This is a genomic window from Citrobacter sp. Cpo147, from assembly GCF_030332405.1.
Classification (GTDB): domain Bacteria; phylum Pseudomonadota; class Gammaproteobacteria; order Enterobacterales; family Enterobacteriaceae; genus Citrobacter; species Citrobacter portucalensis.
The window spans coordinates 25,533-39,817 of the sequence record NZ_JAOWHX010000029.1 but is presented as its reverse complement, the minus strand read 5'-3'; the positions used below and the strand labels follow the sequence as shown (position 1 = coordinate 39,817).

Genomic DNA, 14,285 nt, shown 5'->3' with positions numbered 1-14,285 from the left:
AAACAATTAGCGTGGTATTAATTTATAGGGTGATTAGTGTATACTTGATTTTGTGATGAGGGTCACGAAACACAGACCCCCAATAAAAGAATTCGACGAGGTAAATATCATGAAAATCAAAACTACTATTGCAACCTTAAGCCTTCTTTCTGTTCTCTCCTTCGGTGCAAGTGCCGCGGTTACTCAGGTGAACTCACAAGAAGCACAGAATCTGCAATCCATCGGTAGCGTCTCCGTCTCTCAGATCGGTAGTTCACCAATGGACATGCGTCAGGCCATCGCCGCTAAAGCTGAAAAAGCAGGCGCCAGCAGCTATCGCGTCACCGAACTCCGTGAAGGTGCTCACTGGCACGCTACTGCAGAACTCTACAAATAAACCCTCGTCGTCTAAGTCCGACGACTTGCCCCCGCCTGCCGGGGGCTTTTTTATGTCTTACATTGAGTGACGAACGTTAAAACGCAACTGCCCTTCCAGCTCTTCTTCCGCTTCATCGAACAGTAAAATCAACGCGCCGTATCGCCTTCGCAGCTTATCCGGTAAATGGACAAATTCAATCTCCAGCGGCAGCGGCAAGACTTCCCCGATCACCACCTCCCACAGAGAATCCAAATCAACCACCTTTTCCCGCGCCAGACCGAACGTGCGCGTGAACTCGCGATAGAAATCGCCCTGATCTTCTATCTCGTCAAAATCAAATGTATAGATGTTCATCTATAGCCACCATCCCGACGCCAGCTACTCTACAGACCGCCAATATTCAGGGGTCTCTCGCATTTTCAGGTAAGTATAGCCATAAAAAAACCGACGCTTTTAGCGTCGGTTTTCAACTCTTAATTACTGACCAGCGCATGCTGGTATTTGTGCAGCATCCCGCTGAGTCGTTTTACTGGCTCGGTAACCTGCGGTGGTGCTTGCCAGATAATTAATTTTTCCTGGTAGATATCAAGCTCCTCCAGTAACTGGCTAAAGTAGCGTCGGCGCTTGTCGTCATTTCCTGCTGAAATTACGTGATCGGCAGTTCGACGAAGCTGGCGATGGAATGCGGATAGATCCTCGTTTACCGGTACCGGCGCATCACGCAGGCGCTGGTGCGCGATGATCATCGTCAGCGCCAGGCGAAACTTAGCCAGATCGCCGGGAAACTTGTTCATCAGCAAAAAAAGCTGCTGATAAAGTGCCGGAAGATGATTTTCTTTACGACGGACTACGTTGGTGGTCATCGCTGAAACCGCCGCCGAGACAAACTGGTTGAGCAACACGCGGCCCGTTCTGTCACGAGAGTTATCACGCACCAGCAGAATGACGATAAACGCCAACACGCAGCCAACAATTTGCCCCAACGCACTGTCAAGGAACTGGCTAAAGTGAAAGGTCATCGGGTTATCCAGCACAATGATATTAATAGTGCTGGCCAGCGCCCCCATCGATCCCAGCCGTCGTTTCTGTACCTCAATCCCCAGAAAGAATCCCAGCACCGCCAGGCTCAGGCACAGTAGGAACATACTTTGTTGCGTATTGGGGATAATCACCAGGAAATAGAGCGCTCCGAGCGGTAACGCTGCCAACGTCCCATAGATAAAATCTATCGCCACCATGCGAGGATTTGGCAAACGCATTGCCAGCGAGGTGACGACCGCAATCATCACCATTGCGCCGCTGCCGGAGGTCCATCCGGTCCACAACCAGAATAAGGTTCCCAGCACACAAGAAAGCGTGGTACGCCAGAAGTTAACCATCGCATGATGACGCTCGGCAGACTCCACTTTCACCACCGGCTCACCTTGCAGGATCTCTTCTTCCGTAGCGCTAATCTTGGTATTACTCACCACACCACGTTTGAGCAGCAGGTAGCGCGTCGCAGCCCCCGCCCAGCTGTATATGGTGACCGGCGTTTCGCGCTCGCCAGTCCAGGCAATCACCCGACGCATCCGCTTCAGCTGTTTATGGACATCCTGCGCCGTTTCAACCGACGTATCGAACAACTCGCGGAAAGTATCAGTGATCAGTTCCGGTCGGGTGTTCTGAATAAGATAGGTTTCACAGGACTGCGTGATGAGCGTGAGCGACAGCGTGTTCAATGCTTTAAGCCTGCGGTTAGCACGCCCCCAGCGTGAAGACTCCATATTCAGGTTACTGCGCATACCTTCCAGCGCTGCCGTACGACGGACTAAATCGCCCCAGGCTTTATCCACAACCTCGCTGTCGCCGTGCTTAATGCACAACTGCATCAGTTGATATTGCGCCACCAGCAGGCTGTCCAGCTCAACATCAATCTCTTGTTTTATCGAACGGGGAGAGAAAAGCAGATCGGCCACAATGGCACAGACAATCCCCATCACAATTTCACTGCAACGTTCGAGCGCAAATTGTGGCGTCAGCAGCGGTTCAGCCTGAATGGTAATGACGATGATCAGCGCCGTATAGCCCGAAAGCCCCCAGGCATAGGAGTTCTCGATCTTCACCAGTGACGAGATCCAGGTACAAAAACCGGCCCAAATACAGCACACCAGGATCATCAATAACGGAGCGCGGATCATACTGATGATAATGATCAGTCCGGCAATACAACCGATAAATGTCCCGACAATACGCAGCATGCCGCGATAGCGAATAGCCCCTGAATAGGGTTCCCCACCGGCAGCAAAGGCCGGGCCTGCCGCCACAATAGCTGCAGTCAGCACCGCCCAACGCGGAGTTTCAAGTTGGAAGTGAAAACCAACGAACAGCGCCAGTACAATCGCGCACGCCAGTTTTACCGCAAAGCGGATATGCTGGTTGGCAATGGAGAAAATACCCATCGCGATTAACCAAACTCGCGCAGGCGGTGCGCCATTTTACGGAAGAAGGACTCCTGGCTTGCATCACGGTCCTGCTTACCGGTAATGACAACGGTAGCCGTTGTCCCGGCAGGCCACAGAGTTCCCTGCTGTTCATCAAGGCGGATTCGCACCGGTACACGCTGCGCCAGGCGCACCCATTCCAGATTTGAATCAATGGTCGCCATACCTTTTGCATCCTGCGTACTGCTGGCATTTGTTACCCCCGCCGCCACGCTATCAACGGTGCCTTTTAAGACATTATTACTGCCAAGCGGGGTGATCTCAGCACGATATCCAGGGCGAACGCCTTCCAGTTTGGTTTCTTCCATATAGGCCAGCACATAGAAAGAATGCTGTTTGACCAGTGCCACCGCTGTGGAACCACGCGTAATAAATTCGCCGCTATAGACGTTCAGGTTAGTGACCCAACCGTCTGCTGGTGCGCGAATGACGGTACGTTCCAGATCTAATTTTGCCAGGTCGCGGGTCGCTTGTGCTTTCGCAAGCTGGTGTAATACGGTTTGCAGGACGTTGTTTGACTGGTCAATCTCTTCACGAGACATGGCCTGCACGCCAAGGCGGTTACGACGTCCAGCCTCCTGGCGTTTTTCCTGGGCCAGAACCTGATAATAAGAAACATCAGCTTCGGCCTGCTCAAGGGCTTTCTTGTAGCGTGGCTGATCGATGGTGAACAGAATCTGATCCTTTTTCACCAGTTGGTTATCATGGACGTTAACGTTGGAAATAAGACCCGCAACATCCGGCGCAATAGCGACAACTTCCGCGCTGAAACGCGCATCACGTGTCCATGGCGACTCGGTGTAATACACCCATGCGCGAAAAATAGCGATGAAGGCCAGAATGACCAGTACGAGAGTCGTGGCCGTACGGGAGAGTTTTTTTGTTAGTGTTTTCACTTCAACCTCAAACGAACAGGCGCGTTATTAAATAGAACAGGCAGCAATACAGCGCGGTGTTAAACAGAGCCGGATGCCAGACAAAATCATAGATGCCGGTTGGAACCAGCATCCGGCGCACCAGCCAGAAAATCGCCAGTGACAAAAGTAATTCGAAAAAAATCGGTGGGAAGGACAAACCAAACACCACGATAACGGGAAACAGACTCATGTTGACCTTGGTAACTTAAGAGAGTGCAGGTGATAGATTTTCTAGCGTATGTCACCGCAGAGAAGGGCAAGGATGAGCCAGGCGAGAGCGACATAGCTGTTATTTGAATAATAATATATTAACGTAACTGTTATGCTGTTATCTATATTATGTGATCTAAATCACTTTTAAGCCAGAGTGAACAATGGAACGATTAAAACGTATGTCGGTGTTCGCCAAAGTCGTCGAACTGGGTTCCTTCACCGCCGCCGCAAGACAGCTACAAATGAGCGTTTCATCGATAAGCCAGACGGTCTCCAAACTGGAAGATGAGCTACAGGTTAAGCTGCTAAACCGCAGTACACGCAGCATTGGGCTGACCGAAGCCGGTAAAATCTACTACCAGGGCTGCCGGAGAATGCTGCACGAAGCGCAGGATGTTCACGAGCAGCTTTATGCCTTTAACAACACGCCCATCGGCACGCTGCGCATTGGTTGTTCTTCAACCATGGCACAAAATGTCCTCGCCGGATTGACCGCGACAATGCTGAAGGAATACCCCGGTCTGACGGTAAATCTGGTAACAGGCATCCCGGCACCGGATTTAATCGCCGATGGTCTGGACGTGGTTATCCGCGTCGGTGCGTTGCAGGACTCCAGTCTGTTCTCGCGTCGCCTGGGCGCCATGCCGATGGTAGTCTGCGCGGCTAAAAGCTATCTCGCACAGTTTGGTGCCCCGGAGAAACCCGCCGATCTCAGCAACCACTCGTGGCTGGAATACAGCGTGCGCCCGGATAATGAATTCGAGCTTATCGCTCCGGAAGGAATTTCCACCCGTCTGATACCAGAGGGGCGTTTTGTGACTAACGATCCGATGACATTGGTGCGCTGGCTGGCTGCGGGTGCGGGCATTGCCTATGTGCCGCTGATGTGGGTGATTAATGAGATCAATCGTGGCGAAGTGGAGATCCTCCTTCCCCGCTACCAGTCAGATCCGCGTCCGGTCTATGCGCTGTATACCGAAAAAGACAAATTGCCGCTCAAGGTCCAGGTAGTGATTAACTATCTGACGGATTATTTTGTCGATGTGGCGCAGCTTTTTCAGGGGATGTACGGCCGGGGAAAAGAGAAATAAAAAGAGCATTGGCCGGATAAGGCGTTGACACCGCGTCCGGAAAGATGCCCGATAGCACTAGTGCTTATCGGGCAAACATCATGATGTTATGCAGTACCACCTACCGTCAGGTTATCCACCTTCAGCGTCGGCTGGCCCACGCCCACCGGCAAACTCTGCCCTTCTTTACCGCACACACCAACCCCGTTATCCAGCTTCAGGTCGTTACCTACCATTGAAATCTGCTGCATCGCTTCGATACCAGACCCAATTAGCGTCGCGCCTTTCACCGGTTTGGTTACTTTACCGTTTTCAATCAGATACGCTTCAGACGTCGAGAACACGAATTTCCCGGAGGTGATATCCACCTGGCCGCCGCCGAAGTTAGGCGCATAAATACCGTATTCAACGGATTCGATGATTTCCTGCGGCGTGGATTTCCCAGGCAGCATGTAGGTGTTGGTCATACGTGGCATCGGCAGGTGCGCGTAAGATTCACGGCGACCGTTACCCGTTGGCGCAACGCCCATCAGGCGCGCGTTCAGTTTGTCCTGCATGTAGCCTTTCAGAATACCGTTTTCGATCAGCACGTTGTACTGACCCGGAGTGCCTTCATCATCAATAGCCACAGAGCCACGACGGTCCGCCATTGTGCCATCATCCACAACGGTACACAGTTCCGACGCCACCAGCTCACCCATGTGACCGCTGAATACCGAGGTACCACGACGGTTAAAGTCGCCTTCCAGACCATGACCTACCGCTTCATGCAACAGAACGCCAGGCCAGCCAGCGCCGAGTACTACCGGCAGCGTACCAGCAGGCGCTGCTACTGCGGACAGATTAACCAACGCCATGCGTACGGCCTCTTTCGCCCACGCGTCAGCACGGACTTCACCATCGAGGTCGCCCAGGAAATAGTCATAGCCAAAACGACCGCCACCACCGCTAGCGCCGCGCTCGCGCTTACCATCTTCTTCCACCTGTACGCTTACGGACAGGCGTACCAGCGGACGAACGTCAGCGGCCAACGTACCGTCGGTCGCGGCTACCAGGATCAGTTCATAAACACCGGTCAGGCTGGCGGTTACTTCCTGGACGCGTTTGTCGGCGGCACGGGCCACGCTATCAACGCGACGCAGAATATCCAGTTTCTCTTCGCGGCTCATGCTCTGTAACGGATCAACCGAGGTGTAAAGCGCCTGATGCTCAACCGCTCCCAGCGTTTTTACTTTGCCGTCACCGTTGTCACGCACGATAGTACGGGCAGCATGAGCACTTTGCTCCAGCGCCAGCAGGCTAATCTGGTCTGCATAGGCAAACCCTGTTTTTTCGCCGCTGATGGCGCGCACGCCAACACCCTGATCGATATTGTAAGAACCGTCTTTAATGATGCGGTCTTCTAAAACCCAGGATTCGTGATAGCTCGACTGAAAATAGAGATCGCCGTAGTCAAGACGGCGTTCGGCCAGTTGGCCCAGAATGGCAAACAGATCCTGATGTTTCAGGCCATTCGCCGCTAGCAATTGTTCACTTACCAGGTTCAGACTCATCGTTTTGGTACTCATTAGTTTCTGTTGTAGGCCTGATAAGACGCGCCAGCGTCGCCATCAGGCACTTCAATGCCGGATGGCGGCGTGAACGCCTTTTCCGGCCTACGGACTGCGGTAGAAGATCACTGTACTGAGATTGGGGCAATTACTCGCCCCCGTCAAATCATTGCTGGCTTTCTTTGCGCGGCTGGCGCAGAACTTCGTTAATCTGCGGCTTATCGACCGGACCGGTGATGCGATAGCGCAGAATCGAAACTTTGCTCCACAATGGTCCCAGAACCTTACTGGCAGCAAACACCGCCGCGCCGACAATCGGATTGACAGCAAACGCAGCGGCAACCCCTACGGTGGCAGAAATTTCAGGCGCGACAATGGCTTCCATATCCAGCTCCCGACGGACCAGGTTCACTGAGCCTTTCATTGCAATGTCTGCCTCCAGACCGTCCACCAGCGTGTCGTCGGTATGCATCACGCCATCTTTGATCCACGCCGTACTGCGAATCGAGTCGAAATAGAAACCTTCACTGAAGGTATCGCTAAAATCAAAACGCAGTTTACGTAGCAACGCATCAAAGCTCAGCAGTCGCAATAGTTGCCCCGCATGTCCGGTGCTGAGTTCAGTAAGCTCACCTTTGCCCAACCGGGTACGCAAAATCCCATTCAGCGAAGCTTCATCCGGATCCCATGGCGGGTTACGCCAGTGCAGGTCATACCCCACGTTGAACGAAGAGTTACGAATCGGGGTCGATACGCCAAAGAAACTGGCAGCGGAGTCAATTTTATTACCGCTCAGTTTACCCTTCAGTGACGTTCGTTCTTTGCCCGGCGCATTCACCCACACGCCATCGGTGGTCAGTCTGGCAAATCCCGTATCCAACAGACCGTTGCTCAGCGTTAGCGTGTCGCCTTTAATTGCTACATCGGCGTCAATACGCCCATATTTCTGTCCCCACATCCAGCACTCGGCACAGCGTAACTGAAGGTCCGGCCAGCCGCGGAAGCTGAAGTTGTCCACGGCGGAAAACGGCGAGGCTGGTGTGTTGCCCGGTGACGCTTTCGCCGCGCTGGGGTTGTAATAAAGATACTTAATATTGGCCAACCATGGCGCATTATTGCGCATCGCCAGCGTGGCGTTAATTTCACGACCCTGCGCCTGTACGATAGAGCCATTGCTCGCAGGCTCAGACACAATACTCAAATTATTCCACTGCTGACCGCCCAGGGATAACGATGGCGTACGCACGGTGATGCGTTGTGGGAAGTTGGCATTAGTGCCAACGTTATCCGCTGCGCCTTTTTGGAACAATGCCAGCCATTGCGCGCCATCCATAGGGGGAAGATTAAGCTCAATGCCTTGCTGATCGGGTAACGCGGGCACAGTGCGGCTTTCCGACGTCCAGATAGCGCGGTCAAGCGTCAGTTTCTGATTCAGCAACCAGCGGCTGTTAAAGTGGTTCTTACTGCCAGCATTACCGGTCAGTTCAAAGCTGCGCAGATTGCCCCTGGCCTTAACGTTCACCGGCAACGCCTCACCGGTAGCTTTATTCAGCGGAGCAGGTAAGTGACTACTTACATTCTTCAGGTCACCCTTTAGCTCAATGTCGTAGGTCGGCCCGGCATGATACGGAAGATCGATACCCACCTTGCCATTCCACGCCATGCTGCCACGTAACGCATCGTTGACCTGCGCCGGTAAAATCCCCATGCGGGTTGGTTGCCAGTCACCTTGCAGGTTCACGGCTACCTGATAGGCTTTCGCCCCTTCGGTGGTGGAGAAGTCGACGTTCAGCGGCTGATTAAACCAGTTCGCCGTCATCGGCTCGCTCTTCAGATCGCCGTTGATAAAGCTGAATTTACCATTCAAATTCTTCATCGTACTGTCGAGCGGTTTAATAAACAGACTGTTATTACGCAGGTTGACGTCGCCTTTGGCGGTAACCAGCGAGCCGTCTAGCGGAATATCAAGATGTAAGCGAGCATTCACATCACCGTCAATTTGCAACTGTTCCAGCGTGGCGCCGAGAGAATCCTTCAATGGTGTCTCATCAAAATAAGGTCCAACCGCCTTGCCTGGCCCGTTGATATCGGCATCAATCAGCAGCTTTTCTTTTGCATAGTCGGGAATATTAGCCGTCAGGTTACTGGCCTTCACGCCGCCCAGATTGACGCTATCCGTCTTCATCCACAGGCCATCGTTAATGAAGTTTAGTTCGATATTAAGATCGGTTAGCGCAGGCCAGTCGGGCTGGAAAGCAAATTTCGCATTGCGTAGCGGCACCAGGACCTGAAACTGCCCTTCGTTGTGCAGATACGGGAACAGATTCGGGTTACCGCCATACACCAGCGTGGCGTTATCCGCCTCGCCGCCCTGAATAGCGCCGCTGAGGTAGTCAACCAGCTCTTTGCCCATCAGGTTTTCCGGGAAGTAGCGCCAGGCCTGAGAGCCATCGTCGGTACTGATACCGGCCAGGATGCCCAACCATGGCTCATCATCAGCCGGTTGCAGATAGCGAAAACCACCGCGCGCATGTACCGCTTTCGCTTTAACATCAATGTTGCGCCCGTCTAACTGGAAGCCTTTATCATTCTTCAGCCAGCTTAGCGTCGCCACGCCGTTCTCTATTTCCAGCGGCGCGCGGAAGACGGTTTCATACGGCATTTTTGCTTGTTTCATGGAGGCGGTGAGCGCCCCATTTTCAACGCTTCCCGCAAGCGTACCGGAGAAATGTTCTGCCCCCGGCAGCAGCTTCCACTGTTTCCAGGCCAAATCGGTCCACGAGGACAGGAAGCGGGTTTTTTCTGTCGCCTGTAACGGGATATCCAGCGCAAGCACATCTATTTTGCCGCTCGGCTGCGTGGCCCGCCAGATATCACCCAGCGCAGGCGATAGCCTGGACGCCATCGGACGCAGTCCTTCTAACCCGGCCAGTTCCAGATTACTGGCACGAATGCGTAGCTCATCACTGCGTTTGTTATTCTCGCCACCGACTTCCTGCTCAGGGATCCAGGCCAGCGTTAATGCCCCGCTCGGCCAGGGTTTATCATCCATGGTGATACGGGTATCGGGAATAGAGAATTGCCAGCCCGCCTCTTCACGGCTGATGTGCGCCGTCAGATTATCGACGGAGAGCGTGTGCTTACGATTTTCACCCAGCCAACTTGCCCCGCCTTTTTTTAGCCAGACATCGCCACCAGAAACGACGCCTTTGCTGATCGTCATCCATGCTTCCAGGCTAAAACGCGCGGTTTGCAGCGCGACATTATCCTGCATCCATTTGCCCAACCACGGTTTGACGTCGATGTCGTCTGCCTGCAGCCAGACCCGACCGTTATTCAACAGCCCTTCGTCATCACGCAGATCCATACGCACCTGCATAACGCCGTGCTGTCCGGTCAGGCTGGAGAGGCTGACCTGACCCTCGGCGCGATGCCGATTTTTACCGTTCAGCCAGGTAAGCTGGGGGATCGCCAGTTCAGCACGTTGACCTGAGAGGGTTATAAAGCTGATATGGCTGTCGCGTAGATCGAAATGATCAAACTGACGCAGGAAGAGATCGCTGAGATGGCCGGTTTCAATCCCATCTCCGCCTTCGCTGCGCTGGATAGGAGTATTGGTGCGCAACTGAAGTTGCCAGAAGGTGAGATCGCGAAACTGCCAGCGCATGTGCAGCAAACTTTGCCAGACATCCAGCGCCAGCGTGACGCGTTTTACCGAAAATTCTCCCCCATCTTTCAGCTGCGCATGGATATTACGCGCTTCAAGCGTAGGACCGAAATTTTGCCAGCTGGCAGAAAGCTGGCTGGCGGAAACAGGCAGACCTGTGGCGGATTCAATCTTGCCAAGAATGGCCGGACGCCAGCTATCAAGATGAGGTAACGCAAGGCGCAGTCCACTGACCAACAGCGCTGCGATGACAACGAATGCGGCTCCAGTGAGCAGTAAAATCCCCGGCAATCGCCTCACGCGCCTCTCCTTGTCTACCAAAAAATATGACTCACACCCCTTGAGTGAATATTGCCGGATAATGGCGCTTGCGCCTTATCCGGCTTACATACGCGGGTGCCACTACACGATTTACATCATGACGACGTCGAACTGCTCCTGGTTATACAGCGGTTCGATTTGTACTTTGACCTGTTTGCCGACAAAGATCTCAACTTCCGCCAGCGCATGTGACTCTTCACCTTTCAGGGTTTCAGCCACTGCCGGAGAGGCATAAACCAGGAAACGGTCAGAGTCATATGCATGGTGTACGCGCACGATTTCGCGCATGATTTCATAGCATACGGTTTCCACCGTTTTCACCGTACCACGCCCATGGCAGGTCGGACACTCGTTGCACAGTACATGCTCCACGCTTTCACGTGTGCGCTTGCGTGTCATCTCCACCAGGCCCAGCTGTGAAAAACCGTTAATGCTGGTTTTTACGCGATCCTTGCTCAGAGCCTGCTCCAGGGAGTGCAGCACCCGGCGACGGTGATCTTCATTATTCATGTCGATAAAATCGATAATGATAATACCGCCGAGGTTACGCAGACGCAGCTGACGAGCAATGGCCTGCGTTGCTTCAATATTAGTATTAAAGATAGTGTCGTCGAGATTACGATGCCCAACAAACGCGCCGGTATTGATATCGACCGTGGTCATCGCTTCGGTTTGATCGATGATCAGATAACCGCCAGACTTCAGCTCAACTTTGCGTTCCAGCGCGCGCTGGATTTCATTCTCTACGTCAAAGAGATCAAAAATAGGCTGGCGCCCGCTGTAATGTTCCAGCTTGCTGGTCATCTCGGGGATATATTCCGCCGTAAATTCCAGTAACGCCTCATAGGTCAGACGGGAGTCGACGCGGATGCGGTCAAGCTGTGCATCGGCAAAGTCACGCAACACGCGCTGTGCCAGTGCCAGTTCACCGTACATCTGGTAGCGCGTTTGCGGGCGCTTTTTACGCTCCATGACTTTCGTCCAGACGCGCTTCAGGTAGGCAGCATCCGAGGCCAGATCCTCTTCGCATACGCCTTCCGCCGCCGTGCGAATGATGAAGCCGCCCTGCTCATCGCAGTAATCCGCCACCACTTTTTTCAGGCGTTCGCGTTCGGTTTCGCTTTCGATACGTTGGGATACGCCAACGTGCGAAGCACCCGGCATAAAGACGAGATAACGGGAAGGAAGCGTGATGTCCGTCGTCAGGCGTGCGCCTTTAGTTCCCAACGGATCTTTTACCACCTGCACCATCAGATCCTGACCCTGGCGCACCAGTTCAGAAATGTCGCGTACAGTGAACTGTTTTTGTTCTTCACCCGCCACGCATTCGGTGTGCGGCATGATGTCAGAAGCGTGAAGAAATGCGGCTTTATCCAGTCCAATATCTACAAAAGCCGCCTGCATACCCGGAAGTACACGACTTACACGACCTTTGTAGATATTGCCTACGATTCCGCGTCGCGCCTCACGTTCAATATGAATTTCCTGCAGAATACCGCCATCAATGTAAGCCACCCGAGTTTCCGATGGCGTTACGTTTACCAACAATTCAGCCGTCATGTTTATCCCTTTTCTCACGCAGTGCGTTAAAATTGGTCAGCAACTCATACGTTTCTACCAGCGGTAAGCCGACTACGGCGTGATAGCTGCCATTTATCTTCCTGACAAAACAGCCACCCAACCCTTGAATACCGTATGCACCTGCTTTATCCATTGGTTCACCGCTGGCAACATAGCCCGCGATGTCCTCATCGGTTAGTGCTCTGAATGTCACTTCCGTCACTACCAGGCAGTCCAGACTGTGCTGGCGATCGGCCAGTGCCACGGCCGTCATAACTTGATGCGTTTTGCCCGACAGTTTGCGCAGCATTGCTGCGGCATGGTCGGCGTCGTGCGGTTTTTCCAACACTTCGCCATTAAGGATAACGATGGTATCCGCACCCAATACCGGCAAATCGCGCTGTGCCAGTACTACGCCAGCCTGCGCTTTTTCGCGCGCCAGACGGGAAACGTACTGCTGCGCGCTTTCCTGCGGGTGCCGCTGTTCTTCAATCCCAGGGACCAGTCGTTCAAACGTAACACCAAGCTGAGCGAGCAACTCCTGACGACGTGGAGAACCTGAAGCAAGATACAGAGTATTCATATCAACCTTATTGCACCGCAAACTGCTGACGGACTTTACGCATCAGTAAGAATAGCCATGGCCAAAGCACACCATTCACTACACTACTCCAGAACACTTCAGGTCTGAAAGAGACGTTGATCACTAAAAACTCGGCCCAGAAAACAATAATATCCACGACCAGTGATAACAACATGACCACCAGCGCCTGTTGCCAGAGCGCGAGGTTTCGGAATAGCTGGAATTTCAGCGCGACCAGATAAGCAATGATACTCATCGACAATGCGCGCACTCCAAGCGTGGAGCCGCTGATGAGATCCAGTATGGCACCCACCACAAATCCCGTGCCCACATTTACGCGATGCGGCAGCGCCAGGATCCAATACAACAAGATGAGCAGCACCCAGTTTGGCCGGAAAACCAGAATGTCATCCGGCCAGGGCATGACTTGCAGCAACAGTGCAATAAGGAACGAGAGCCAAATCACCCAACGTCCCTGGCTACGATAGCTTGCCACTTACTGTCCTCCCGGCTTACGCGGAGCAGGTTGTGGCGGCGTGGTATCTGCGGGCGCTGGAGCCACGCCTGTTGCAGGTGCTGGCATCGGCGCAGGCGGTCCCATGGTATCTGGTGCAGGCAGAACTTGCGGCATCATTTGCATCAGACGTTCATTAGCAACGCGGTGTACTTCTTCCGGCGTCATCGGGTTTGCGCCATTACGATCGGCACCCCACAACAGCAGCAGATAGCGCAGACGCTGCAGACCCGCAGTCGGGCGAGCCTGAATCACAGTATAAGCGCGCTGAGTGTCCAGCTTAACGGAAGAAACAACAGCAACCGGATAACCTTCAGGGAAACGTCCACCCAGACCCGAGGTGACCAGCACATCGCCAACGCGAATGTCGGTGTTGGCCGGCAGGTGTTCGAGCTGAAGATCGTCGGTGCAGCCGTTACCCGCAGCGATTACGCGGATATCATTACGCAGTACCTGAATAGGCAGCGCATGCGTCGCATCGCAAATCAGCAGCACGCGGCTGGTTAATTTAGCCACCGCCACGACCTGACCTACTACGCCTTTGTCGCTAATAACCGGCTGGCCTTCGTAGACGCCGTTAACGCTCCCTTTGTCGATCACGACCTGATCGCTGTAAGGGTCATTAACCGTTGAGATGACCTGCGTCACCATCTTTTGTTCGTCCTGACGCAATGGCGATCCCAGCAGCTCACGCAAACGCGCGTTCTCCTGTTTGTATTGCCCCAACATCAGTAGTTCGCTGTTTTTCAGCAGCAGTTCCTGACGCAACGCACGGTTTTCAAGTTCGAGTTGGTCACGCGAAGCCAGCGTTTGCGACACGCCGTCGAGTAATTCACGAGGACCATTTGAGATAAAGTAGAAAGGACTGACGGCGGTATCCATGTACGTTCGGATTTGACTAAACGTACCCAGGCGGCTGTCGGCAATAATAACGCCGAGCGCCACCAACACCGCCAGAATAAGGCGAATCTGTAGCGACGGGCCACGGCTAAAAATTGGCTTCATAGTCTATGCGTATTCTCGTATCAGAGCGGAAGGGCAACCCGCGG

12 protein-coding genes are annotated in these 14,285 nt (G+C 53.4%); 2 read left to right on the top strand and 10 right to left on the bottom strand.

What is annotated here, in order from left to right:
- Window positions 1–109 precede the first annotated feature (109 nt).
- The gene (yhcN, locus tag OGY06_RS01185) at window positions 110–376 is read left to right on the top strand and encodes a peroxide/acid stress response protein YhcN (protein ID WP_003828812.1); all 267 of its coding nucleotides are present in this window, start codon (window positions 110–112) and stop codon (window positions 374–376) included.
- A 57-nt stretch (window positions 377–433) separates the two neighbouring features.
- Here yhcN and OGY06_RS01180 read toward each other — a convergent pair whose 3' ends face one another.
- The 4 genes from OGY06_RS01180 to aaeX all read right to left on the bottom strand — a co-directional run bounded on the left by OGY06_RS01180 (window position 434) and on the right by aaeX (window position 3,948).
- Window positions 434–712 (bottom strand): barstar family protein, encoded by a 279-nt coding sequence (locus OGY06_RS01180; protein WP_003025168.1) that lies wholly within the window; start codon window positions 710–712, stop codon window positions 434–436.
- Between the two features lie 119 nt (window positions 713–831).
- Entirely contained in the window at window positions 832–2,799 is a 1,968-nt protein-coding gene (aaeB, locus tag OGY06_RS01175) for a p-hydroxybenzoic acid efflux pump subunit AaeB (RefSeq protein WP_003828813.1), read from the bottom strand.
- A gap of 5 nt (window positions 2,800–2,804) precedes the next feature.
- Window positions 2,805–3,737 carry a p-hydroxybenzoic acid efflux pump subunit AaeA gene (gene aaeA, locus OGY06_RS01170; RefSeq protein ID WP_003828814.1) on the bottom strand — a complete coding sequence of 311 codons (933 nt, stop codon included), beginning with the start codon at window positions 3,735–3,737 and terminating at the stop codon, window positions 2,805–2,807.
- A gap of 7 nt (window positions 3,738–3,744) precedes the next feature.
- Complete coding sequence (aaeX, locus tag OGY06_RS01165) at window positions 3,745–3,948, bottom strand: p-hydroxybenzoic acid efflux pump operon protein AaeX (protein WP_003828816.1); 204 nt, start codon at window positions 3,946–3,948, stop codon at window positions 3,745–3,747.
- Between the two features lie 184 nt (window positions 3,949–4,132).
- Here aaeX and aaeR point away from each other — a divergent pair, with 184 nt between their 5' ends.
- A complete protein-coding gene (gene aaeR / locus OGY06_RS01160) occupies window positions 4,133–5,062 on the top strand; it encodes an HTH-type transcriptional activator AaeR (RefSeq protein ID WP_003828817.1) in 930 nt (309 codons plus the stop codon).
- 86 nt (window positions 5,063–5,148) lie between these two features.
- On the opposite strand, the gene tldD is transcribed toward aaeR, so the two are convergent.
- The 6 genes from tldD to mreC all read right to left on the bottom strand — a co-directional run bounded on the left by tldD (window position 5,149) and on the right by mreC (window position 14,241).
- Window positions 5,149–6,594 (bottom strand): metalloprotease TldD, encoded by a 1,446-nt coding sequence (gene tldD, locus OGY06_RS01155; protein WP_003828819.1) that lies wholly within the window; start codon window positions 6,592–6,594, stop codon window positions 5,149–5,151.
- Window positions 6,595–6,757: 163 nt separating this feature from the next.
- A complete protein-coding gene (yhdP, locus tag OGY06_RS01150; protein ID WP_197385466.1) occupies window positions 6,758–10,558 on the bottom strand; it encodes an AsmA2 domain-containing protein YhdP in 3,801 nt (1,266 codons plus the stop codon).
- A 111-nt stretch (window positions 10,559–10,669) separates the two neighbouring features.
- Complete coding sequence (gene rng, locus OGY06_RS01145) at window positions 10,670–12,139, bottom strand: ribonuclease G (RefSeq protein WP_003025190.1); 1,470 nt, start codon at window positions 12,137–12,139, stop codon at window positions 10,670–10,672.
- Window positions 12,129–12,722, bottom strand: coding sequence for a Maf family protein (locus tag OGY06_RS01140; RefSeq protein WP_057067977.1), 594 nt, complete (start codon window positions 12,720–12,722; stop codon window positions 12,129–12,131). Before OGY06_RS01140 ends, rng begins: the two co-directional genes overlap by 11 nt.
- Before the next feature lie 7 nt (window positions 12,723–12,729).
- Entirely contained in the window at window positions 12,730–13,218 is a 489-nt protein-coding gene (mreD, locus tag OGY06_RS01135) for a rod shape-determining protein MreD (RefSeq protein WP_003025196.1), read from the bottom strand.
- Complete coding sequence (gene mreC / locus OGY06_RS01130) at window positions 13,219–14,241, bottom strand: rod shape-determining protein MreC (protein ID WP_003828827.1); 1,023 nt, start codon at window positions 14,239–14,241, stop codon at window positions 13,219–13,221. It abuts the gene before it with no gap.
- Window positions 14,242–14,285: the final 44 nt, after the last annotated feature.